Source organism: Methanoculleus sp. UBA208 (genome assembly GCF_002498065.1).
Classification (GTDB): Archaea; Halobacteriota; Methanomicrobia; order Methanomicrobiales; family Methanoculleaceae; genus Methanoculleus.
Genome location: NZ_DAFZ01000075.1, coordinates 1 through 23,487, shown reverse-complemented (window position 1 = coordinate 23,487; position 23,487 = coordinate 1). Strand labels below are relative to the sequence as shown.

Annotated in this window: 23 protein-coding genes; 11 read left to right on the top strand and 12 right to left on the bottom strand. The window is 61.5% G+C overall.

Annotated elements, in window-relative coordinates; genetic code table 11:
* Positions 1–114 precede the first annotated feature (114 nt).
* From BRA62_RS08060 to larB, 3 genes are read right to left on the bottom strand one after another with little or no spacing between them, the layout of a single operon-like run.
* Positions 115–1,404 (bottom strand): hypothetical protein, encoded by a 1,290-nt coding sequence (locus tag BRA62_RS08060; RefSeq protein WP_292366056.1) that lies wholly within the window; start codon positions 1,402–1,404, stop codon positions 115–117.
* Between the two features lie 44 nt (positions 1,405–1,448).
* Positions 1,449–1,955, bottom strand: coding sequence for a nicotinamide-nucleotide adenylyltransferase (locus BRA62_RS08055; RefSeq protein WP_292366055.1), 507 nt, complete (start codon positions 1,953–1,955; stop codon positions 1,449–1,451).
* A complete protein-coding gene (gene larB / locus BRA62_RS08050; RefSeq protein WP_292366054.1) occupies positions 1,952–2,725 on the bottom strand; it encodes a nickel pincer cofactor biosynthesis protein LarB in 774 nt (257 codons plus the stop codon). Before larB ends, BRA62_RS08055 begins: the two co-directional genes overlap by 4 nt.
* Before the next feature lie 47 nt (positions 2,726–2,772).
* Here larB and BRA62_RS08045 point away from each other — a divergent pair, with 47 nt between their 5' ends.
* From BRA62_RS08045 to BRA62_RS08030, 4 genes are read left to right on the top strand one after another with little or no spacing between them, the layout of a single operon-like run.
* Entirely contained in the window at positions 2,773–3,105 is a 333-nt protein-coding gene (locus tag BRA62_RS08045; RefSeq protein ID WP_292366053.1) for an ABC transporter permease, read from the top strand.
* Positions 3,106–3,121: 16 nt separating this feature from the next.
* The gene (gene hisS, locus BRA62_RS08040; RefSeq protein ID WP_292366052.1) at positions 3,122–4,354 is read left to right on the top strand and encodes a histidine--tRNA ligase; all 1,233 of its coding nucleotides are present in this window, start codon (positions 3,122–3,124) and stop codon (positions 4,352–4,354) included.
* Positions 4,341–6,143, top strand: coding sequence for a DNA topoisomerase VI subunit B (locus BRA62_RS08035; RefSeq protein WP_292366051.1), 1,803 nt, complete (start codon positions 4,341–4,343; stop codon positions 6,141–6,143). Before hisS ends, BRA62_RS08035 begins: the two co-directional genes overlap by 14 nt.
* Positions 6,136–7,224, top strand: coding sequence for a DNA topoisomerase IV subunit A (locus BRA62_RS08030; RefSeq protein WP_292366050.1), 1,089 nt, complete (start codon positions 6,136–6,138; stop codon positions 7,222–7,224). Before BRA62_RS08035 ends, BRA62_RS08030 begins: the two co-directional genes overlap by 8 nt.
* A gap of 49 nt (positions 7,225–7,273) precedes the next feature.
* Here BRA62_RS08030 and BRA62_RS08025 read toward each other — a convergent pair whose 3' ends face one another.
* The 3 genes from BRA62_RS08025 to BRA62_RS08015 form a co-directional block, all read right to left on the bottom strand.
* On the bottom strand, positions 7,274–7,942 hold the full coding sequence (locus BRA62_RS08025) for a cyclase family protein (RefSeq protein WP_292366049.1): 669 nt from the start codon (positions 7,940–7,942) through the stop codon (positions 7,274–7,276).
* Positions 7,915–8,589: an HAD family hydrolase gene (locus BRA62_RS08020; protein WP_292366048.1), complete on the bottom strand. Its 675-nt coding sequence runs from the start codon at positions 8,587–8,589 to the stop codon at positions 7,915–7,917. The genes BRA62_RS08025 and BRA62_RS08020 overlap by 28 nt, the downstream gene beginning before the upstream one ends.
* 62 nt (positions 8,590–8,651) lie before the next feature.
* The gene (locus tag BRA62_RS08015; RefSeq protein WP_292366047.1) at positions 8,652–9,788 is read right to left on the bottom strand and encodes a glycosyltransferase family 4 protein; all 1,137 of its coding nucleotides are present in this window, start codon (positions 9,786–9,788) and stop codon (positions 8,652–8,654) included.
* Between the two features lie 316 nt (positions 9,789–10,104).
* Between BRA62_RS08015 and BRA62_RS08010 the strand changes: the two genes are divergently transcribed.
* The 3 genes from BRA62_RS08010 (at position 10,105) to BRA62_RS08000 (ending at position 13,492) form a co-directional block, all read left to right on the top strand.
* The gene (locus BRA62_RS08010; RefSeq protein WP_292366046.1) at positions 10,105–11,292 is read left to right on the top strand and encodes a CDP-glycerol glycerophosphotransferase family protein; all 1,188 of its coding nucleotides are present in this window, start codon (positions 10,105–10,107) and stop codon (positions 11,290–11,292) included.
* Between the two features lie 467 nt (positions 11,293–11,759).
* Positions 11,760–12,515, top strand: coding sequence for a phosphocholine cytidylyltransferase family protein (locus BRA62_RS08005; protein ID WP_292366045.1), 756 nt, complete (start codon positions 11,760–11,762; stop codon positions 12,513–12,515).
* Positions 12,515–13,492, top strand: a complete 978-nt coding sequence (locus BRA62_RS08000; RefSeq protein WP_292366044.1) for an NAD(P)H-dependent glycerol-3-phosphate dehydrogenase — start codon at positions 12,515–12,517, stop codon at positions 13,490–13,492. Before BRA62_RS08005 ends, BRA62_RS08000 begins: the two co-directional genes overlap by 1 nt.
* A gap of 107 nt (positions 13,493–13,599) precedes the next feature.
* Here the strand turns inward: BRA62_RS08000 and BRA62_RS07995 are convergent, their stop codons facing one another.
* The 4 genes from BRA62_RS07995 to BRA62_RS07980 all read right to left on the bottom strand — a co-directional run bounded on the left by BRA62_RS07995 (position 13,600) and on the right by BRA62_RS07980 (position 18,048).
* Complete coding sequence (locus BRA62_RS07995; RefSeq protein WP_292366043.1) at positions 13,600–14,535, bottom strand: glycosyltransferase family 4 protein; 936 nt, start codon at positions 14,533–14,535, stop codon at positions 13,600–13,602.
* Between the two features lie 92 nt (positions 14,536–14,627).
* Entirely contained in the window at positions 14,628–15,686 is a 1,059-nt protein-coding gene (wecB, locus tag BRA62_RS07990) for a non-hydrolyzing UDP-N-acetylglucosamine 2-epimerase (protein ID WP_292366042.1), read from the bottom strand.
* 2 nt (positions 15,687–15,688) lie between these two features.
* Positions 15,689–17,122: a nucleotide sugar dehydrogenase gene (locus BRA62_RS07985; protein WP_292366041.1), complete on the bottom strand. Its 1,434-nt coding sequence runs from the start codon at positions 17,120–17,122 to the stop codon at positions 15,689–15,691.
* Positions 17,119–18,048, bottom strand: coding sequence for a Gfo/Idh/MocA family protein (locus BRA62_RS07980; RefSeq protein ID WP_292366040.1), 930 nt, complete (start codon positions 18,046–18,048; stop codon positions 17,119–17,121). The genes BRA62_RS07985 and BRA62_RS07980 overlap by 4 nt, the downstream gene beginning before the upstream one ends.
* A gap of 147 nt (positions 18,049–18,195) precedes the next feature.
* Here BRA62_RS07980 and BRA62_RS07975 point away from each other — a divergent pair, with 147 nt between their 5' ends.
* On the top strand, positions 18,196–19,674 hold the full coding sequence (locus BRA62_RS07975) for a flippase (RefSeq protein WP_292366039.1): 1,479 nt from the start codon (positions 18,196–18,198) through the stop codon (positions 19,672–19,674).
* A 115-nt stretch (positions 19,675–19,789) separates the two neighbouring features.
* Entirely contained in the window at positions 19,790–20,233 is a 444-nt protein-coding gene (locus tag BRA62_RS07970) for a GNAT family N-acetyltransferase (RefSeq protein ID WP_292366038.1), read from the top strand.
* Positions 20,234–20,245: 12 nt separating this feature from the next.
* Here BRA62_RS07970 and BRA62_RS07965 read toward each other — a convergent pair whose 3' ends face one another.
* Positions 20,246–20,698, bottom strand: coding sequence for a DUF5814 domain-containing protein (locus tag BRA62_RS07965; RefSeq protein WP_292366037.1), 453 nt, complete (start codon positions 20,696–20,698; stop codon positions 20,246–20,248).
* Positions 20,695–21,321 (bottom strand): DUF2150 family protein, encoded by a 627-nt coding sequence (locus tag BRA62_RS07960; protein WP_292366036.1) that lies wholly within the window; start codon positions 21,319–21,321, stop codon positions 20,695–20,697. Before BRA62_RS07960 ends, BRA62_RS07965 begins: the two co-directional genes overlap by 4 nt.
* A gap of 114 nt (positions 21,322–21,435) precedes the next feature.
* Between BRA62_RS07960 and larE the strand changes: the two genes are divergently transcribed.
* On the top strand, positions 21,436–22,209 hold the full coding sequence (gene larE / locus BRA62_RS07955; RefSeq protein WP_292366035.1) for an ATP-dependent sacrificial sulfur transferase LarE: 774 nt from the start codon (positions 21,436–21,438) through the stop codon (positions 22,207–22,209).
* Positions 22,197–23,375, top strand: a complete 1,179-nt coding sequence (gene thiI / locus BRA62_RS07950) for a tRNA uracil 4-sulfurtransferase ThiI (RefSeq protein ID WP_292366034.1) — start codon at positions 22,197–22,199, stop codon at positions 23,373–23,375. Before larE ends, thiI begins: the two co-directional genes overlap by 13 nt.
* The last annotated feature ends 112 nt before the right edge of the window (positions 23,376–23,487 follow it).

The window sequence follows — 23,487 nt, the reverse complement described above, 5'->3', positions numbered from 1 at the left end:
GCACCTGCGGTGCTCAAACTCCGGTCCCGAAAACGCTTCGCATTTTCTCAAGCTCCGGTCCTTCGGACCATCGCACCCTCCGACCCGTCGCATTTTTGCCCGGTTCCTTCCCCGTCATGAGGCCGGAGGCTGGAGGTCGGGCACAGCGACCTCCACAGCCCGGCCGGCGAGAGCAGCCGTGCGCGACCGGATCTTCTCGGTTTCGGCAGCATACGAGGTCTGCAGCGTCTCCCGCTGGCTCTCCGCCCGGGCCTTCGCGGCAGCCTTCGCCTCGGACTCCCGGCGCAGCCCCGGGAGCGCGGTCGCAAGACGCTGCTCCTCGACCACCACCGGGAGCGCGGCCAGGGCCTCCTGCTCTGCCGCCCGCTTCACCCGGACGTCCCGCTGCTTCTCCAGCGCCCGCTTCATCGCGGCAGGCAGGGTTTCGGCGTCGGAGAAGAGGCGGACCTCGTCCTGGTTCTTGAGGGGGAGATCCTCCCGCCGAATCATGGCGAGAACGACCGGCATAGCCGCTTCGGTCGGGCCGACCGGGTCATCCCCGTCATCCGTATACGCGTCGAGCGCACGGTCGATTGACGCGGCAGCCGCGCTGTCCCCTGCCTTCTCGGCCACCTTCCCTGCCTTGCGGAAGACGTGGGCGGCGGTGGTCCAGAGAGTCGCCATCTCCCGTCCGGCCTCCTCGTCCACGGCATCGAGTGCCCGGATCTTCTCCTCGATCTCCTGCTTGCGGGCGTAGTCCGGGCGCTGTTTGAGGGCAGCGAGATCCTCTTCCGTCTTGTGGATCTCACTCTCCGCCACCGCGAGCGCCGCCCCGTATTCCCGGACCTGCCCGTCGGCGGCGGCATACTCCTCGCGGATCCGGGCGAGGGACGCATGCGACTCCCGCACGTCTCCCACCTGCCGGCGGCCGTCACGCGCCCGGGCGAGGGGCTCGTTCATCGTGTTCACCTCCCGGCCCAGATCTTTGACGGCTGCGCGCACCTCCTTCATCTCGTCCGGGTAGACGGAGGAGAGGTACTTCCCCTGCCCCTTCAGCGCCTTGAGCGAGCCCTTCAGCATCTCGGCGGCGGTCGCGTAGAACGCCTCGGGGTCACCAGTTGGCTCGCGGGAGAGGATCTGCGCCATAGACTTCGTGAACCCCGGAAGCGCCTTTCTGGATATGTCGCGGAGCCGGGGGTGAACCTCGCCGTCGCCTTCGGCCGTCTCCATCCGACCGACCGCCTCCCTGAGGCGCTCGAGGGTGCCGCGGATCGCCTCGCGCGGCGGAGCCGTCGCACCGGAAAGTTCGCGCCCGAGCTCCTCTTCGCGGGCATCGAGCCACGCGGGAAGGCCGTCGAACGAGAGTTTCAGGCTCTCTTCCTCCGGTTCGGTTCGCCGGAAAAGGTCTCGCAGTTGCTTGAACATGATTCATCCGATTAGGACGGGCATACCCATCAGGGTTCCGCCCGTCAGTCGCTCCCCGCGATCCGCTGCAGCCGTTCCACGCCGTGGATCTCCCGGATGACGTCCACCACGGCGGGGGGAACCAGGTACTCCCACGGCTCGCCGTCGAGCATCCGCTGTCTGATGGCGGTGCCGGAGTGCGTCAATCGTTCGTACATATCCGGGGACTGAACCTCCATCCCCGCCTCGGCGAAGAGCTGCATGACGAGGGGGTTCGATGAGTAGACCGTATCGAACGGCGGTGTCATCGACCGGACATGGGCGACCCAGAGGGCGTTGCGCTGGATATCCTCGATGGGGATGACGTAGAACGGGCATTCGAGGTTCTCGAGCGACCGGGTGAGCATCAGCACCCGTTCCCCCGCCGTGAAGGGGTTCTCCACGGTATGGGAGAGCTGGGCGCTCCCCACCCCGATGACGATCTCGTCCGCGGAACGGGCTATCCGCTCCAGCACCGACTGGTGCCCGTTATGGTAGGGCTGGAACCGCCCGATGTAGAACCCGCGGCTCATTCCCGGCTACCTCCGTGCGCGATCTGCGCGGCAAAAGCGCCCGCCGTGAACCCGGCGTCGATGTTCACCACCGCGAGCACCGAACACGCCTGGAGCATGCTCGCAAGCGCCGCCTCGCCGCCGCCCATGTAGCCGTAGCCGGTGCTCACGGGAACGCCGATCACCGGGCGGTCGACCAGTCCTGCGACGATCGCCGGGAGCGTCCCCTCCCGACCAGCGGCCACGATGAAGACGTCGGCCGGTATCAGGTCCTTGAGCGCCGAGAAGAGGCGGTGGATCCCGGCAACCCCGACGTCGTAGGCTGTCCTGACCTCGCATCCCATCTCTTCGGCGATCAGCCTCGCCTCTTCGGCGACGGGGATGTCGGACGTCCCCGCCGTGAGGATGGCGACGGTTCCCCGCCGGGGCGCGGGCTCGTTATCCGTCGAGAGGATGACCCCCCGTGCCGCCTCCCGATGCTCCATCCGGACGTCCGGCGGCAGCCGGGCCCGCAAAGAATCGAGATGCTCCGGCGAGAGCCTTGTTCCGACGCACCTTCCGGCAGCCTTCACCTGCGCGAGCATGATCTCGGTAAAAGCCCCCGGCTCCTTTCCCTCGGCGAGCACCACCTCGGGCATCCCGCAGCGCACGCTCCGCCCGGCATCGATCCGGGCCATGCCGTCGAGAAACTCGATGCGGAGCCCTTCGAGAGCACCGGCAGCCTCGTCCTCAGATACCTCGCCGTTACGATACATCCGGAGGATGTCCCTGATGGTGGCATTCGGCAGCATAGTTCGATAACAAAAATAGGGGTGGAAGTATAATATTACTTCATCTCATGTCCTATCTTGCCTACGTCGCAGGCTTCGGCGTTGCCGTCACCGTTTTCCTGTGGCTCCGGGACCTGCGGATCTTTTACCGCACAGGTCTTCCCGGATACCGGAAGGCGGCCTATATGGGAGTTCCCTTCACGGCGCTCGCCCTGCTGGGCTTTTTCGTGACCGCATACGCCGAAGCGTGGGAGTACCTCGGCCTCGGGCTGGTCCTTCTGGCCCTCTACCTCCAGGACAGGGTCGACCGGGAGAACGTCTGGCACGGCGAGAGCACGGCTCAGCGCTTCCTCGGCAGGGCGGAGCGCACAAAAGATAAGGGTTCGCGCAAGAGACTTTAGTTCAGGAGAATACTGAATGCTTCAGAAACCACGGGGAACACGGGACTTTTTACCCGACGAGATGGAACGGCGGCGGCTGATCGAGCGGCGGATGCGGGACGCGGCCCGGCGGTGGGGATACCGGGAGGTCTGCACGCCCGACTTCGAGCACCTCGAACTCTTCACGATGAAGTCCGGCGAAGGGATCATCCAGGAGATGTACGTCTTCGAGGACAAGGGGGGGAGAAAGATGACGCTCCGGCCGGAGGTGACCGCAGCAGTCCTCCGGATGTACGTCAACGAGGGCAAGGTGCTCCCGAAACCCATCCGCTGGTGCTACTTCGCCGACTGTTTCCGCTACGAGCGTCCGCAGAAAGGCCGTTACCGGCAGTTCTGGCAGTTCGGCGTCGAGCTGATCGGTGCGGACACAGCGAGCGCCGATGCAGAGGTGATCATGCTCGCCGACGATACCCTCCGGTCGACCGGGGTCACCTTCGACCTCCACGTCGGCCACCTTGCGCCGATGAAGCATCTCCTCTCCGATCTGGCGCCCGATGACCAGCGGGCGATCATGGCGTACCTCGACAAGCACGACCAGAAAGGACTCGAGGCGGCGCTTGTCGAGAAGAACCTCACCCATCTTGCAGAGCCCCTCGCGGCACTCGGAGAGTGCCGCACCGTCTCCGAGGTCTTTGAGGTCGCCGGCGACGTCCCGGAACGCGCGCGGATCGAGGAGACGTTCGCGCTCCTCGACTCCCTGAACATCGACTACCGGCCGGACTTCGGGATAGCCCGGGGACTCGACTACTACACCGGGATGGTCTTTGAGGGGTTCGCGAAGAACCTCGGCGCGGAGAACCAGATCCTCGGCGGCGGCACCTACCGGCTCGCCCACCTCTTCGGCGGCGACGACGTCGCATCCTGCGGGTTTGCCATCGGGTTCGACCGGGTCATGGTCTCTATCGGGGACTTCGAACTCGCGCACGAGCCCGTCGTCGGCGTCGTCTGCACGCCCGAAGCGCGGACGCGGGCGCTCGAGGTCGCCCGGGCCTTCCGGGAGGCAGGAGTCCGGGCCGAAGCCGACCTGATGCAGCGTGGAATGGGCGCCCAGGTCTCCCACGCCGCAAAGACCGCGGATTTCGCCGCGGTTCTCGGGAAACGCGAGGCCGAATCAGGTACGGTGACCCTCAAGAACCTCCACTCCGGCGAGCAGCAGGAGAGGAGCCTTGAGGAGGCCATCGCCGAGGTGGCACGGCATGGTGCTTGCTGAAGACCTCGCCAAACAGCAGCGGAGCATCAGCGTCGCGGAGTTCTTCGAGAAGAACAAGCACCTGCTCGGTTTCGATTCCCCGACGCGCGGCATCATCACCACCATCAAGGAAGCGGTGGACAACGCGCTCGACGCCTGCGAAGAGGCGGAGGTGCTCCCAGACATCTTCGTCGGCATCAAAAAGGTCGACGCCGAGGTTTACCGGATAACGGTCGAGGACAACGGCCCCGGCATCGTGCCGGAGAACGTCCCCCTGGTCTTCGGGAAACTCCTCTACGGCTCCCGGTTCCACCAGATCCGGCAGAGCCGCGGGCAGCAGGGTATCGGGATATCGGCGGCGGTGCTGTACGCGCAGCTCACCACCGGCATCCCGGCGCGGGTCACCTCCCGGACGGGGGCGAAGGCGAGAGCGCACCGGTTCGAGCTGATGATCAAAACCGAGACCAACGAGCCGGAGATCATCAGCCACGAGGAGATCGACTGGGACCGGACGCACGGGACACGGATCGAGATCCAGTTCAAGAGCACCCTTGCCGCGAAGAAGCGGCTGGTGGACTACCTCCGCCTCACGGCGATCGTCAACCCGCACGCCCGGATAACGGCCGATATCGACGGCGAGGTGACGACGTTCGAGCGGGTATCGGGCGAGGTCCCGCCGTGCCCGAAACCCATCCTTCCCCACCCCCACGGAATCGAGTTCGGGGCCTTAAAAAGGATCGCCGCCGCGAGCACCGGGACCGTCGAGGAGTTCCTCATCGGCAGTTTCTCCAAGGTCGGGAAGAAGACCGCGGACGAGATGATCGCTCTCGCCGGGCTCAAGCCCTCCCGGAAGGTGAACAAACTCGAGTCGGACGAACTCAAACGTCTCCTCGACGCCATGCAGGCCGTGAAGGTCCCGGCCCCGCCGGCGCAGCAGTGCCTCTCCCCCATCGGCGAGAACCTGATCTGCAAGGGGCTCGAGAAGGAGATCCAGCTCGACTTCATCAAGGCCCGCACCCGCCCGAGCACGGTCTACGGCGGGCACTCGTTCATCATCGAGGCGGCGATCGGCTACGGCGGCAAGGTTCCCCCCGAGGGCACCGCCCAGCTCTTCCGGTTCGCAAACCGCGTCCCGCTCCTCTACCAGCAGGGCGCCTGCGCGATCACGAGCTGTGCCTCGCAGGTGAACTGGAAGAGTTACGGGCTCTCGCAGCAGGGCCTCCCCATGGGCCCGGTGCTGATCATGGTTCACGTGGCATCCACGAACGTTCCCTTCACGAGCGAGAGCAAGGACGCGGTCGCGTCCATCCCTGAGATCGAGCGGGAGGTCGTCCTCGTCCTCCAGGAACTCGGCCGGGAGCTCAAGACCTACCTCTACCGGCGGGACAAGAAGAAGCAGCAGGACGACCGTGCCCGGGCAATATGCTCGGTCATCCCCGAGATCGCCGCGAAGGTGAGCGAGATCGTGGAACAACCCCTGGTGGACACCTCGCCGATCGAGGGGAAGATCATGCGCAAGGTCGTCGCGAAGAAGCGGACGGTCGACGGGAAGGTCCGTATCGACGTGAACAACTACACCGCGAAGGAAGTCACCCTCGTCCTCTACAACCTCTCCCGCGATGCGGCGGAGGATGCAAAGCCCCGGCCGGACTTCGTGGACAGTATCGACGGGGAGTACAACAAGGTCTGGCGCCATACGCTCGACGCCGGTGAGGCCTGGCAGATCGTCTACACGGGATCGGGCGACGGTTCGGTCGATCTGCGCGGCGTGGAGGACGGCAGGAAAGTGGTGGTGGATCTCGATGTCTAGGGAAGAGATGGATGCGCTGGCAAAAGAGCGGCTTGTCGGTATCGCCCGCACCTGGTACGACCAGATGCGGGACGGCATCGTGCCGTTCATCCGGCTGCCGACGCGGACGAAGCGGAATATCGAGTACGACGATGCGAGCGAGGTCTGGAAGTACGGCGAGCGGGAGAGCACCCGGGCAGCGACGAACGAGAAAGGCGCGGTCCATCTCCTGAAGATGGCCTACCTCATCGGGTTCTTAAAGCAGCAGCTCGTGGAGAACCGGTCGTCGACCCTGAGAGAGTTGTACTACATCTCGGAAGGCTGGAAGAAGGCGAAGTTCGGTGCCCAGGACGAGAGCAACCATCTCATCGAAGACCTCGAGATCATCACCGAGGTGCAGCGTGAAGCGTTCCACCTCCGGCCGGAGGAGGACGGCGCCTCGGTCTTCGGACCCCTGCGAATCCGGGAGACCACCCGGCGGGGCGTCAAGGAGATGCACTGCCAGGAGGACGTCGGGGAGGCTGGCTACCCCATCCCGAACAACGTCGATAACCTCGAATTCGTCGATCACGACGCGAAGTTCGTCATCGCCATCGAGACCGGCGGTATGTATGCCCGTCTGATGGAGAACGGGTTCGACGAGGAGTACGGGGCCGTCCTGGTCCACCTCAAGGGGCAGCCGGCACGTTCGACGCGGAGAGTCCTGCGCAAGCTCAACGACTCGCTCGGCCTTCCGGTCGTGGTCTTCACCGACGGCGACCCCTGGTCCTACCGGATCTACGCGAGCGTCGCCTATGGCTCGATCAAGAGCGCGCATATGTCGGAACTTCTCGCGACCCCCCAGGCGCAGTTCATCGGCGTGCAGCCCTCCGACATCTCCGACTACAACCTCCCCGCCGACCACCTCACCGAGCAGGATGTCAGTGCCTTGAAAGCGGAACTGACCGATCCGAGGTTTGCGACCGATTACTGGCGGAGCCAGATCAACCTGCAGCTCGAGATGAAGCTGAAGTCGGAACAGCAGGCGTTCGCGAGCCGGGGGCTCGACTTCGTGACGAAGGAGTACCTCCCGACGCGGCTCTCGGAGATGGGGATTATCTGAGGGGGTCCCCGGCAACACCCACACTTTTTTGCCCCGGTTGACTGCGGTCTCACCTGAACTCGGCGAGCGCCACCGCCGGCACGCCTTCCAGGTCATCAAAGACCATCGGGTAGACCCGCAACGTCCAGGGCTCTTCAAGCAGCCTGCCGTATGAGAGGTCCACGTCCTCGAGCAGGAAGATGTGCGGGGATCCACAGAGGAACGCGCGATGCGCCTCCGCACCTTCCTCTGGATCCGCGGGGATGGAGATGGAGATGGTATCGATCCCGAACAGCCTGAGGTCCGGGTTCTCCATGCGGAGGAAGCCCGGAACCTCGTGGTGTACCCAGGGATGCTCCCTCGCGTAGGCATCCGGGTCGCTCTCCCGGAGCCGGCCGCTCCCGGTCCTGATGAAGAGCGCGCGTGACGCCCGGATCGCGTCGAGGTGTTCGAGGAGGTCGTAGATCCGGATCGGTTCCGCCCCGGTCTTCGGGATCGCGATGCACCGCGCGGGCTCGAATACCGCCTCCGGGGCGAGGAGGGCCCTGACCGAACCGCCGTCCGGGCAGAAGTGCCGTGGGAGGTCGATGTGCGTCCCGGCGTGGCTGGAAAAGGTTATCAGGCTCTTCTCCTCCGCATCGCCCTCTTCAAAGGACTTCACGCGGGAGATCGTGAGCGGTTCCGTTCCGGGGTAGAGGGGCGCTGCCCGGTTTAAGGGGTACGAGATCGGGATGAGCATATGTTCCCTCGTAGGTACTCCCGGAGTTCATGAAGGTTCTCCACGATCCCTTCCACCCCCGGCCGGTCGACAAAGCGGTTCGGGTCGCCGGGCGGGATCCTCGCGACGAACCGCACGCCAGTCGCGCGGGCTGCGTCCCAATCGTTCGGGGCGTCGCCGACGAAGAGCGCCTCATCCGGCAGCGCGCCGGTCTCTTCGAGGATCTCCCTGATGCACTCGGCCTTCGTCTTCGGCGAGCCGTAGATCCGGACAAAGAATCCGGTAATGTCCCGGCGGCGGGCGATCTCGTGCATCTCGCCCTCCGGGGTCGCGGAGACGATGTAGAGCGGGAGTCTCTGCGAGCAGTCCCGGAGGAGTTCTTCTGCGCCCTCGACGTACGGGACGGTGAGCATGGCGTCAAAGATCAGCCCGGCGTACTCGCCCGCAAGCCGCTCCTCCTGCTCGGGAGTCAGTTCCTCGTGGAGGATGTTTTCGTAGATATGGCGGAACTTGTCGTACCGGGACATCCCGCCGTTTTCGAGGTGGAAGGCGATGATCTCGTCGAGGTGCCCGGGGGCGAAGGAGAAGATCTTTCTGAACGCCGCAGTCTTTAAGGGGAGGGATTCGACGACGACGCCGTCGAAGTCGAGGATGAGGGTGGCGAGCATGATAGTTATCTCATCGATTGCCGGCTACTAGTACCTGACGGCAGGAACTCGTTGTCTGCCGATCACGTTGGTCTGGCATGCGCGTCATCAAGATTCCGGTACGTCTGCAGGAGGTCTGCCTCCATCGCGGACCAGTTGTACCTCTCAAGAACTGCTTTTCTTCCGTTCGCCCCCATTCTCCGCGCCTCTTCAGGGTGGTCGAAGAGGTAGGAGATTGCATTGACGATATCGCCCACGCTCGCCGGGTCGACGAGAATGCCGCAATCCGCCTTGTCGACGACATTCCGGATCTCCGGGAGGTCGCTTGCGATGACCGGGAGCCCGAGAAGCATGTAGTCGAAGAGCTTGTTCGGCAGACCGATGGAGATATTGTAGTACGTCGGCTGGAAAACAAGAAGACCCGCGACGCCTTCGTTCAGTCTCTCGTACATCTCCCTGTAGGGGAGGAATCCGGTTGTGGTGATGAATGCGTTATGGTCGGACTCGTGAATACATTCGTAAAGGGTCTCCCGAACGTTTCCGACGAGCGTGAGGGATACATCGGGATAACGTTCCCTGATCCGGGACACCGCCTGGATGCATTCGCCGACCCCGTGGAACGACTGCAGGTTTCCTGCCATGAACATGAGTTTCCGGCCGCTCCGGTTGGGGTCATAAGGGATATCGAGGTCGGCGATGGAGTAGTTCGAGATGATTGCTGGGTCGATCCCCTTCTCCCTGAATCGCGCGGCAACGCTCGCGCTTACGGCAAATGTAATCTCCGCCCGGCGCGCCAGCGCAATCTCCACGCTTGAGATGAATGCGGACAGCGCCTTCTGCACCAGCGTACCGTTCCGGATTCCGATATCGTACGGGATCTCGCTCGGCCAGTGCTCGTGGATATCGTAGACGACCCGTTTCCCTTTGAGGAACTTCGTCACGACTCCGATGAGGAGGGCGTCAGGCTCATGGCAGTGGTAGACGTCGGCATCCTGAGCGAGGCATGCCCGGAAGAGCCGAAGAAGCGTGAGGGGATGAAGAGCAATGGAATCCGGCCGCTTTACGGTGACGATATTGATGGCGTCGGCGATGCTGCTGCCGCTCCCGTCCGAAGGGACGATGATCGTAACCTCGTGCTCCTTTGCAAGGCTCTTTGCCTCTTTCTGGAATATCCGGCCGTCGTTTGGTCCGTGAGTGGACGCGAGCATGCAGATTTTCATAGATATATCGACTGGATTAGTGGGATCTTTACCGATATGATGATTTCAGGAGGTTTGATTCGTCCTGTATAACGATCCGATTCCATAGTATATCCCGCTTGTCCTCTACCCGGTATATTTCGAGTAACCACGTCTCAATCTCCCGTACCTCCCCTCAACAGCCCTCCGCCCGTCCTCCTCCGTCCTTCAGGCCTCGTCCAGGTGCTCCGGCAGGCAGCCGACCACCTCCACGATCGCATCCGGAACCGTCGGGTCGATCGGCAACCCTGACCGTTCACTTAAACAAGTAGGATGTGAGTATACCCTACTCGATCCGATGATTTCTCACGGCATCGCCAATGATATTCGATCGCTGATCTACGATGTCGTTACACTTGTTTTTTCAGCCCTATCCCGACTCGTGCCAAAAGACGAGCATAAGATCCTGTTCTTTTCGGTACCCGACTTCTCAGATAATGCGAGGTATGTTTACGAAAGAATGCTCGAATCAGGTCTCGGTGAAACCCACCAGCTGGTCTGGTGCGTCTATTCACCCGTTCATGCAAATTATGTCATCCGGCGATCGCGCGAGTATATCTACCACGCGTTGACGGCAAAGTACATCATCAGTACTCACGGCACACCCGCATGGAAGTCCAGAACCCAGGTCAGCATCGAGTTATGGCATGGTCTCCCTCTAAAGACGATCGGGCACTTTGCCGATACCGACCATCCAAACACCCTTGCGCGGCTCTCCGCAGAACACAGGCTGCGGAGGTTTGCGAAATCCGTGGACTATCTCATCACAACCTCGGAATTCGAGCGGGTGATCTTCTCATCCACTTTCCTGATCGATCCCGGGAGAGTCCTGATCCTCGGGCAGCCCCGGTGCGATGCTCTTTACAGGCCCGGAGATACCGGGACAGACGCACTATGCCGCATTCTCGGTAGGGACGATATTGTTGAGAAGAGGATCCTGCTGTACCTCCCCACCTTCCGGGAGTACGATACCGGTGCAAGCCGCAGAATTCTCGAAGAGATCCTCACAAGCGAGAGGTTTCGCCGGTTTGTGGAGAATGAGAACCTGCTGTTCATCTGCAAACTGCACTCTCACGACGAGAGTGCGTTTCAGGCGTACAACGGAGAGCATATCCACATACTCTTAAACGATGACCTGCAGAAATCCGGTAATACCATCTACGACTTCCTGAACGCCGTCGACATCCTGGCTACCGATTACTCATCGGTGTACTTCGACTTCCTTCACCTGAACCGGCCAATCGTCTTCCACGTGCCCGATATTGAGGATTATCGGAAACTGAGGGGATTTATTCTCGAACCGTTTCGCGACTGGGCGCCGGGGGAGATCTCGACCAATGTCGATGAACTGATAGGAGCCCTTACGAGTACCCCCGCCGGCCCGGACAGGTGGGAGCCGGAGAGGATCAGGCTACGACGGTTATTGTTCAGGTACGCCGATGATCTTGCATCTGAAAGAGTCTGCGGACTGATCGAGCAGCGTTAATCCGATCCGGTAAAAGCCGTTCCGAAATCCTCCGGCAGGGAGACACCGCTCACACCCCCGGTGCTCACGCTCACGATGTTCGCGGTCCGACGGCCTCCGGCCCTCTCAAACTCCGGCCCTTTGGCCGTCACTGTTCGAAAATTGCTGCGCAATTTTCTCGAACTCCGCCTGCCCCCCTGGGGCAGGCGTCGTTGCTCGCACGGCCCGGAGGTTATACACCTACTGGACGTATCTCCCCGAATCGGCTGCCGAGTGAAAAATGCTGCCGGGGTAAAAGCCTTACTCATCCCGGACCATGATACAGTCCACACGGCAGAAATCCCGCATATAATCAATCTGCACGAGGTATGCCTGAGCCCTGCAGACTGTTCCGGGATATCCCCGACTGCTCGAGAGGTTGAGACACGCAGCCATCAGCCAAATATTCTTATAACCGGACGGAGTGTAACCCTCGACAAACCGGTTCGGTGTTTCGTTTGAACGGGGTAATCCTGGCAGCAGGTCGCGGGCAAAGACTGGGCAGAGACATCGATCTCGATAAGATCGGCCCGAAATGCCTGCTTCCTATCGACGGTCGGACTCTGCTGGAGCGAATAGTATCGGATCTGGTATCGTTCGGTGTGGATACGATCATCATCGTCGTCGGATACAAAGCGGATATGGTACGGGAAGCGTGCACAACACTGGGAAGGAGGTATGGCGCGCGATTCGATTTGGTCCGTAATGACGCATATCTCTCGACGAATACGGCTTGCTCTCTCCAGATCGGGCTATCCGGCATTCATGATGATGTCGTCATCTTTAACGGCGATGTGCTGTACGATCGCGCAATCCTGGATGATTTACTGAAGATAAACCGGACCGCGATCTCGGTCGACAATACGAAACCGCTCACCGGAGAATCATTCAAAGTGAGGATATTAAACAGCCGGATTGAAGAGATGGGAAAGACCGTCCCGGTGGAGCGAGCGACCGGAGAGTTCATCGGCATCTCGAAGATCGCAAAAAGCGATCTCCGGGAAGCAAAAAGGCTGCTGAATGCCCTGGTTTCGGACGATCCAAGTAATTACTACGATTTCATCTACCAGTCCCTTTCAGAGAGCGGGAACCTGGCATACTCGTTCACGAACGGACTGAAATGGACAGAGATCGACGATATCCGGGACCTCAGGTATGCCGAGAGCATCGCGTGCATAGCTGCCGGCGCACGGAGGCGGTTTTGATGATATCGGCCGTCGGAGTCATCGGCGCCGGAAGCATGGGTACCGCCGTCGCACAGAGTATCTCCAGGAGAGCCGGAGAAATAATCATATTCGGGAGGAGACAGGAGGTTGTCGATTCGATCAACACCGACAATTGTAACAAACGTTATTTCCCGGGCCTGCGCTTGAACCCCAATATCCGTGCGAGACTGATGAACGACAGACTGGATGTCGCGGACTGTGCGGCCGTAATCATCGCCGTGCCCTCAAGCGAGGTTCGGTCTATCGTTAACGCTACCCATGACGAACTTACGGGCAAGATCCTCATCACGGTAGCCAAAGGACTGGAGTACCCGTCCCTTAAAACAATGAGCGAAATTATTCGCGATGAAACGGGCAACCCGAAAATAGCCTGTTTCTCGGGACCGACCTTCGCCGACGAGATTGCCTACGGCCATATCGCCGGTGCTACGATAGGTGCTGCTGACGATCCGTCGCTGAGAGCAACGATGTCGGATCTCTTCGGTGAATTCATCCTGGATTTTTCGGATGATATCAGGGCGGTCGAGTTATGCGGCGTGCTGAAGAACGTATACGCCATTGGAACGGGGATGTGGGATTCGGTTTACGGCAACCACAACGAGCACTACACCTTCCTGAACATGTGCTACAAGGAGATGTGCACGTTTCTAAAGGCTGTCTCTCTTGATGAAGGGATATTCACAAAATTCTGCTGCTTTGGAGACTTTAACCTGACCGCCAACGTGGATAAAAGCCGTAACCGGACACTGGGACTGATGGTCGGAAAGAATATAATAAAAACTCCGTATTCAGAGTCCGGTGTAACATTTGAGGGTTCCAAATCCGTTAAAGGGATAATCGAACTGGCAAATAACCATGGTGTCGATATGCCCATTGCAAAATTTGTTTACGATGTACTGGGCGGAAATAATAACGTACGGAAGTCTGTCGACACCCTCATCAGGAGGACGTCCTGAAACGATCCCGGCAAGCCCTGAGAGCAGAAACCGGAACCTCGTGCAGGCGGGGAACCGATTCCGTTCGTCGTGGGAAACGGTTTCACTGAGCGCCGCAAGGATCCGGATCACACGGGTTTTTCCTCGATAACGCTCCGGATCTTTTGCACCCTCCTCTCAAGGGAGAACTCCTTCTCGACCCTGGCTCTTGCCGCCCTGCCCCCGTCGGACCGTAGCGCCTCCGATATCGCTGTTGCCGTCGCGTCCGCATCCCCGTACGGCACCACGAATCCTGCGTCTCCCACCACCTCCGGGAGGGCACCCCTGTCCGTCACCACGGGGACGCACTCGCATGACATCGCCTCCGCAAGCGCGACACCGAACGACTCCCGGTAGGAGAGCTGGCAGTAGACCTTTGCCCGGCGATACCAGCGGATCAGTTCCTCCTGTTGAACCTGCCCGATAAATTCGACGTTATCGGGGGCATCTCTGTTCAATGTTTCAAGACCGTCGCCAAGGGCCTGACCAAGGAGAACAAAGCGTGTCTCCGGGAGGCGTCGAGCCGCATCCATAAGGGTGTCGAGCCCTTTCACCCTGATATTTGCCGTGCTGATGAAACACACGGTGAGAACAATGTTCTCCTTCTGGCCCCCCGGTGAAAACACCGAGGTATCGACACCGTTGTAGACCGTCTCGATCCTGCGCGGTCGGGCCACCTGCAGGATCTCACTCTTGCTGAATTCCGAGACCGCGAGGATACAGTCCGCGTTCTCTATGATATATTGGATTTTTCCAGCCATTCCCGGAACCAGAAGCGCACCATACTCGATATCCGGTTCTCTTGCCACTTCATATCCGCCTACGACAACCAGAGATCTCTTCCCGAGCAGCCTTGATATAATGACCGCGAGGTACGCGTGATTATGGGCAAACCATGAGAATGTCATATCGGCCCCGAGAACCCCGGAAAGGATTGTGAGCCCCAGAGACAGTCTCCGCGTCAGGCTCTGGATCGGGTTGCCCCCGACGATGACCTCCCTTACCGGATAGCTCTCTCTGAGCATGCGCAGGTCCCCCTCGGCAAAAGAGGAAAGGTTGCTTGTGATAAACAGGATCCGTGGCCCCTTCTTTTGCGGCTGGTGCATATCAAAAACCTTTACTTAGAGAGGATCTTCCCGATCAAAACACTGGCGTTTCCAGTTCCAAATATCTCTTTCTGCCGCGCTCCGGGTGAAAAATGCCGAACAGCATCGACAATCCTCTCCCTCCCCGCCCCCACGAGCACGTTCCACCCCGCCTCGACCGTCTCGACCCATTCGGTGTTCTCCCGGAGGGTTATGCAGGGCACGCCGAGCATGTAGGCCTCCTTCTGGACACCGCCCGAGTCGGTGAGGATCTTTTCCGCATGCCCTATCAGGCGGATCATATCGAGATAGCCGAGCGGCTCGATGAGCCGGACGTTCTCCGACATCTTCGTAAGAAGGCCGTATCCTGCGAGGTACTTCCGTGTCCGGGGATGAACCGGGAAGACGACCGATCTATCGGCCTCCCCGAGCGCGCCGAGGATGGCGGCCATCTTCTCCGGGCTATCGGTGTTCGACGGCCGGTGGACGGTGACGACGAGGTAGTCCCCGGGTTCGACCCCGATGTCCTCGAGGATCCGGGAGCGTTCTTCCGCGATCCCACGGTTGTAGTTCATCGCATCAAGCATTACGTCCCCGACGAGGAAGACGCCCTTCGTGACCCCTTCGGCCGCGAGGTTTGCAACGGCGGTCTCCGTCGGGCAGAAGAGGAGGTCTGATGCGTGATCGGTGAGCACCCTGTTCACCTCCTCGGGCATCCGCCGGTCGAAACTCCGGAGCCCCGCCTCGACATGAGCGACCGGGATATGGAGTTTTGCCGCCGCAAGCGCGCCCGCGAGGGTGGAGTTCGTGTCGCCGTAGACCAGGACGACGTCGGGCATCTCCTTTTCGAGAACGTCCTCGATCGCCCCGAGCATCGCCCCGGTCTGGCGGCCGTGGGTCCCGGAGCCGATGCCGAGGTTGTAGTCGGGCTTCGGGATGCGGAGTTCCTCGAAGAAGACCTCCGACATGCCGTGGTCGTAGTGCTGTCCGGTGTGGACGAGGACCTCCTCGTGCTCTTTCCTGAGTTCCCGGGAGACGGGAGCGCATTTGATGAACTGCGGGCGGGCGCCGACGATCGATGCGATCTTCATGGTTACTCCCGGATTGGATGGCTGTTTCTGTCGCCCCGGCCGATGCCCTTGTAGACGAACCCCGCCCTGATGAACACATCCGGGTCGACGACATTCCTGCCGTCGACGATCACCGGGTGCTCCTTTCCCGAGAGTTCCTTTACCCGCGCCGGATCGAGGGAAGCATAGTGGTGGTGACCGGTGAAGATGGTGACGACGTCCGCACCTTCAAGAGCCGCGTCCAGGTCGTGCGAAACCTCTATCCCCGGGTATTCGTCCACGAACGGGTCGTGGACCCTGACCTCGGCACCCGTCTCCTCCATCGCCGCGAGGTAGGGCTCCGCGGGGGTGTTTCGAGTATCGTCGGAGTTCTGGATGAACGCCCACCCAAGGAGCGCGACCGTCGCGCCCTTCGGGGACTTACCCGTCCGCTCGAGCCCCTCAAGGGTCAGGTGGACCATGTGCCGGGGCATGAACTCGTTGAGCGCCCGTGCGACGCCGAAGATCGACTCCGACCCGTGCGGGTACCAGAGGTCGCCGCCGAGGACCTGTGCGCCCCGCTCGAGGTGCCAGGAGTCCTTTGTGAGGCAGTGGCCGCCGACGCCGGCCCCCGGCCAGAGGATGGCACGGGTGATCCCCTCTCCTTTGAGGGAGTCGATCCCCGCCCGGACGTCGTAGACGTTGACGCCCATCGCCTCGCAGTGCAGCGCCAGCTGGTTTGCGGCGGCGATCTGGAGGTCGCGGAAGGCGTTCTCGGCGGTCTTCGTCACCTCGGCCGCGGTCGCGGTCATCGGAATGATCTTGCCGGTCGTGAGGACGGGGCGGTAGAGTTCGATCGCACGTCTTGTCGAGACATCGTCGATCCCGCCGACGATCCGGTCGTGCTCCCGGATGTTCCTGAGCAGCCGGCCGACCATGACCCGCTCGGGGGCGTGCGCGAGGCAGAACTCTTTGCCGGCGGTGAGCCCCGATTCCTCTTCCAGGATCTCGCGGGCCATCCCCGCGGTCGTGCCGGGGGTGACGGTCGACTCGAGCACCACGAGCGTGCCCTCCAAGAGGTGTCTTCCCACCTGCCGGAGTCCCTCGATCAGGGCCGAGAAGTCGGGGATGAGGTCCCTAGGATCTTTAAACGGGGTCTGGATGGCAAGGGTCACCGCGTCGCACTCCGCGATCTCGGAGAAGTCCGCGGTGCACCGAAACTTCCCCGCGCCGACGACCTTTCCCAGCAACTCTTCCAGCCCCGGCTCCTCGCCCTTGAGCGGCGACTCGCCCCTGTTCAGCATGGCGATCTTGTAGCCGGAGGACGGCGAATCCCGCTGGAATCCGCGGACGAACTCGAACCCGGGTGCGTCCGCAAAGAGCGCCGCGGCGGGAATGCCGACGTAGCCCATGCCGACCACGCCGACCTCCCTGATTGGACCTATGGCGTTGATAATCGATTGTAACCTGCTGCTCATGCCAACACCATCAGAGGTGAGAAACGTCGCGCAACGTCCTCGCAGATCTCCATATTCAGCAGCGCCTGTGCAGGGCTGACCGGAAACTCCCTTCCTTTGGCCGCGCAGTCGAGGAATGTCGAGAGTTCGAGTTTCAGCGGCTCCTGCTTGTTCACGAGCACCTTCTCGATGATGTTCTCCTGCACATAGCGCTCGTTCTCGGCCGAATACTGTCCGGGTTTCCTATGGATATAGATCTCCTGTGCCATGAAGTCACCCTCGACGGTGAACTCCTCCTCCTCGATGTAGATCATGCGGATCTTCTTCGAGGACTTCCTGCTTGCCGAGAGATAGACAGAGGTACCCCTAAAGGAGAATAGGGCACTACAGACGTCCTCGTTCCCGCTGCCGGCGAGTCGGTATGCCCCGTCCGGGAGGAGGACGTTTCGCATGATGTCCACGTCGTGGATCATCAGGTCTTCGACGACCGAGGAGCCGCTCACCCGGGAAGAGGCCGGGTTATGCCGCTTCATCTCGATGTAGAGGGGATGCCGGACGATCTTTTTGATCTCGGGGACGATCGGGTTGAACCGCTCGATGTGCCCGACACCGACGACGAGTCCGTCGGGGATCTTCCTGATGAGCCTTCTCGTCTCTTCCGCCGTCGCGCAGATGGGCTTTTCGATGAGCACCGGCACCCCGGCGTCAAGCACCGTCTCCGCAACCCCGAAGTGATAGGGCGTCGGGACGCAGACGCTTACCGCGTCAACGTTTTCAAGCAGGCTCTCAACGGTCGGGGAGGCCGTTGCTTCGAAGGCTACGGCAAGGCTGTGGGTCGCTTTCTGGTTGAGGTCATATAAATGGAGCGAATCCACCTTTTTTAGTTCCGAGTACACTCGGGCATGGTTTCTACCCATCACCCCGACACCGATTACTCCCACATCCAAGATCTCACCGCCGGTAATAGTATAGGCGACCTCTTGTGAGCGCAGATCATAATATATTTTGGCACCGCCTCACCTGCCGGATCATAGCCGCCTCCCCTACTCTCCGGTTCAAAACCAATAAGGTTTTTCACGGCGAAACCACTGCTTGTGTTCCGCCCCTCCGGGTATCTTGCCCGTGTCATGCGCATCGACCCCGTCCAGCGCCAGAGCGTCATCAGCCTCGCCTCAACGCTGGGCCTCACCGCGGTCGGGTTTCTCTCCACGATGTTCTTCGCCCATACCGTCGGTCCGTCGATACTGGGCGCATACTTCCTCTTCGTGGCCTACTTCAGCGTCTTCAACCTGATCGGGGACGGCGGGTTCGGGGGCGCCGCCGTAAAGCGGATCAGCGAGGGCGAGGACCAGAACGCATTCTTCACCGCGTTCGTCTTTCTCCGGGTGGTGCTGGTGGCCGTTTCGGTGGGCTTCCTCCTCGTCGCGCAGCCGTACCTCACCGACCTCACCTCATCGGGAGTCTTCCCCTGGCTGGTCTTAGCACTGGTCGTCAGCGTCTTCACGACCATCACCTCAAATGCAGTCTATGGCACCGGGAAGGTCGGCGTCAACCAGATCAGTGGCCTGCTCAACAACGTCATCAGGGTTGTCGTCCAGGTCGCCGCGGTCGTCCTCGGCTACAGTGTTGCAGGCCTCGCCGGCGGGTTCGTCGCCGGGCTCCTTGCAGGAGGGCTTTTCGCCTTCCGTTTCCTCGACCTAACGCTTGCGCCTTTTCGCCGCTCCCACATCTCCAGCCTCTTTGCCTTCTCGTTCTGGACGTTCCTCGGCGCAAGCGGCTACCTCGTCTTCTCATATGCCGACACCATCCTGATCGGCCACTTCCTGACCGAGGCCGACGTCGGCATCTACCGCGTGGCGCTCCAGCTCACCTCGATTGCGACGTTCATCACCATAGCGCTCCGTACCACCCTCTACCCGAAGGTCAGTTACTGGGGGAAGCGGGACGACCTCTCTTCGGTGGAGAACGCGCTCGCCCGTGCCTTCACCTATTCGCTCCTGCTCGCGGCCCCCGTCGCTGCTGGTGGCTGGCTCCTCGGTGAACGCCTCCTCTACTTCTTTTACGGGGCGTCGTTCTCCGCCGGGGCAGCGGCTCTCGCAATCCTCCTGCTCGTCCAGGTGGCCCACGTCTTCATGTTCCTCCAGACGATGTGCTTAAACGCCCTCGACCGGCCGAAAGACTCGTTTAAGGTAACAGCTATCGCGGTTGCGGCGAACATCGGCCTGAACGTCCTCCTCATCCCGGCATACGGCATCGTCGGGGCGTCGGCGGCCACGCTCGTCACCATGGTGCTGAACGCGGCCCTCGCCCATCGCGCCCTCTCCCGGAGCATCCGCGTGCGGCTAGAGCCCCGGGCCGTGGGCAACATCGTCCTTGCCGCGCTCGTGATGGGTGCCGTCGTCACGGTCTACTCGTTCGTAATCCCGCTCTCGAACGTTGTTGTCGTTCTCGGGGCGGTCGTGCTCGGCGGGCTGGTCTATCTTCTGGTCCTCCTCAAAATCGACCGGGGCATCCACGACGAACTGAAGGAACTGACCCAAAAACTCGGCATTCCCTGGCCCAGCGTGCTCTGAACCCGACGATATGCACACCCGTTCACCTATCCTCTTACCCCGAACACCGGGTATGCCCTGTCCGTCCGATTGAAATACCAGGTGCTGCAATGTGCGGCTACACTCGAGGAAGACGATGAAGAAAGAAGTCCGCGAACTGGAGCACGAGGAGTTTCCGCTTGCAGAGGAGGTCTGGACGCACTACCGCGGCCAGAAAGCCGACCCGACGCGGGAGAGGATATTCGGCGTCTTTATCGACGGAACCCTTGCGGCGACGGCCCGCTGCACCCTTCACTCGGGCGGTCTCGAGATGGACTGCGTCTTCACCCTGGACGAGTACCGCGGGAGCGGATATGCAAAGGAGGCCGTGCAGATGCTCCTCGACGAATGCGGGTCCGAGACGATCTACATCCACTCGACCCTCCCCCTGATCGGGTTCTACGGGAGACTCGGGTTCGAACCCATCCCGGAGTCGAGGCTGCCGACAAGCATCAGGGAGCGGTTCATCTTCTGCTTCGGGGAGATGGCGGGGTGCAACGTCGCTCCCATGATGCGAAACCCCGTGGATCGGGCACGGTAACAAAAGACAGGTTCAGTGCTCGATCTTCTTGATGTGCTCGATGGCGTTCTCCGCCAGTTTCTCCCGCCCCTGCAGTTCGGCGACGTCCCGTATCGCCTCGAGCATGTGGACGGAGTCTTCGAGAAAACTCAGGATGTCGGCGGGATAGAGATCGATCCCGTATTCATCGAGGAGGTGGGCGCTGATCTGGCGATGATCGAGCCCCATCTCCCGGAATTCGATGATGGTTAAGGTGAACTTCCGCTCAGGGCATCCGCAGAAGGGTGCGTTCTTGCACTTGCAGTCCATGAAGTCCCGGAAAAAGGCCAGAAGCTGCTCGTGCGTCCGGCGATCGAGGTTCTCGAAGTTGATCGCCTTCCCGAGCGACTCCAGAAACGCACCCGAGAAGACGTGGTCGGGGAGCCGGAACCCTGCAGAACGCTCCAGCTTCCTTGCCGCCCGGAACCGGGCCTTATTCGCAATCACGACGACTCGCCGGGCTCCTCGTCGAACTTTGCGAGCGACTTCATGGCGTTGCTCATGGTCTCGACCTCGATGAGCCACTCGTCGAAGAGGCCGGGGTTCTCCGCATCGTCCTTGACGTATTTCGCGCAGCAGGTGGCGCCGTCGACCACGGCGGCCCCGATATTCGCCGCAACCTCGAGCGCCTCCTCAAGGTTCTCCTCGTCGATCCCCCGGCCTTTCTTCACGAGGGTCTTGATGTCCTTGTCGAAGCCGCCCTCAAGGTACTTCCGGCAGGCGGTGAAGAGCACCAGCAGCGAGAGCTGGAGCGACCCGATGATATCCTCGAGTTCTCCCTCGGGGAGCCCGGTCATGACGATAAGCTCCACGTCGTCGAGTTTCTCGATGACCTCCTCCTTCGTGAACCGGCCGTTCTGGTAGAGGCGGATGATCTTTAAGACCGAGAGGGTGATATCTTCGGTGAAACTGAAGAGCATCTGTTCGCCTTCCGAGACCTCTTCGCCTTCGGCGGGCTCGAAACTTGCTTCCTCCAGTGTCTTGATCCAGTTGTCCCAGCGCTCCTGATTGTAAAAAATATAGAAGAGTTTCATGGGTTCTGCCTGCTTGGCACTTTTTTTCTTCGCCATATCAGTACACATTCGGAGTGCCTCTGTTAAAAATCATTTGCTCTTCGTGCAGAAATCAGGAATTGGCGCGATTCGCGAACATTCATCTAGGACGAGCGAGCATATGAAGAGCAGATGATGAGAGCTTGCGGGCTTGATGCACTCCTGAAATCGTACGAACCGATTGCAGTCGCGCTCTCCGGGGGAACGGACAGTTCGGTCCTGCTGGCCCTCGCCCGGCACCACGGGATCCGGGCGATCGGTATCAGCGTCGATACCGGCCTTACACCGCCGGGGGAGCTCGCAGCGGCGCGCAAACTCTCGGAGCGCCTGGACGTTCAACAGATCGTGATACCACTCGATATGCTCGAACTCCCCGCGGTCCGGGAGAACCGGCCGGACCGGTGCTACGCCTGCAAGCGGGCGATGATGGAGGCGGTCGTGGCGGAGGCACGGCGGCGAGGATGCCGGACGGTGGTCGACGGAACCCACGCCGACGACCGGGCGGATACCCGGCCCGGGATGCAGGCGCTCAAGGAGCTCGGAATCAGGAGCCCGTTTGCCGAGTGCGGCATGGGGAAGGTGGATATCGAGGCACTTGCGAGGGAACTCGGGGTGACAATCCGTCCGCCGTCCGCGTGCCTCGCAACCCGCATCCCCACCGGCGAGCCGGTCACCCGGGAGTGCCTCGCGCTCGTCGCGGCGGCGGAAGCCCTCCTCGCGCGGGAGATTCCGGGGACGATACGTGTCCGCTGTATCAGCGGTCGCCGGGCCTCCATCGAGGCCGACCCGGCGCACCGCCGGAGACTCGAGGAACTGCTCGGTGCGGTGAAGGAACTCGGGTTCGAGGACGTGACGATTGTTCCCGGTGGCTACCGGGAAGGAGGTGCGGATTCGTGGAAGCGGTGATGATCAGGTACGGCGAGATCTTCCTCAAGAGCGAGAAGGTAAAACGCCGGTATATATCGACAATGACGGAGAATATCCGGCTCGCGCTGGACGCCGAGGGACTTACCCCCCGTATCGAGACTCACCGGGGACGGATCATGATCTACGGCGACGAGCCCCGGCGAATCGCCGTGGCGGCCGCGAAGATCTTCGGGGTGGTGAGCACCAGCGTCTGCACGGTGACCACGGTAGATATCGAGGGGCTCGCGGCCACGGCTGTCGAGCACGCAGAGAGGCGTCTCCGACCGGGGATGTCGTTTGCGGTCAGGGCGCGCCGGTCGGGCGTCGAGGGGTTCAGCAGCCAGGAACTCGCGGCGGCGGTCGGTGCGGCCGTCCTCGACCGGATACCGGAGGCGAGGGTCGACCTGACGGCGCCCGATTACGAGGTCTTCGTGGAAGCCCGGGAGTTCGGCGGCCTGGTCTACGACGAGAGGATCGCGGGGCCGGGCGGGCTCCCCTATGGGACGCAGGGCGAGGTGATGGCCCTGCTCTCGGAAGGAATAGACTCACCCGTTGCGTCGTGGCTGATGATGCGCCGGGGATGCCTGATGGTGCACGTCAACATGCACGGCGGGCGGTTCGGGGGCGCCGACGCGGAGAAGAACGTCCGCACAAATCATGCCCGGCTCTCTCTCTGGGTTCCGGGGCACGCTCTCGACCTCCTGGTCGTGGAGATGGAGCCGTTCTTTGAGGCGATCACGGCACTGAAAGAGCCGCGCTACCGGTGCGTCCTCTGCAAGCGGTTCATGCTCCGGGTGGCGAGTCTCCTTGCAAAAGAGCGGGGAGCCGCCGCTCTGGTCAGCGGCGACAACCTGGGGCAGGTGGCGTCCCAGACGCTCGCGAACATGGCGGTGATTGCTCCTGCGGCGACCGTTCCGGTGCTCCGGCCGCTGATCGGGTTCGACAAGGAAGAGGTCGTCGACCGCGCACGCGCCATCGAGACGTTTCAGGCGCACCCGGGAGACGTCGGGTGCACGGTCGCCCCCCGCTACCCCTCGACGGCGGCGCCCGCGGAGACGATCCTGAAACTAGAGGAGGAGATCGACGCGGAGGGGCTCGCGGAGCGGGCAGCGGCGACCGTGCGGCGATTCAGGGCGAGGAACGGGGTGGTTGAGGAGGTTGGGTGAAGGGATTCCTCACGTTTCATGACCTTTTTCCCTACCTTCTATTACACACGCCCATACACGGCTTCCTTGGGGATATCGCGTTTGGGGGAGGGGTTGCAGGGGAGGGGGGAGA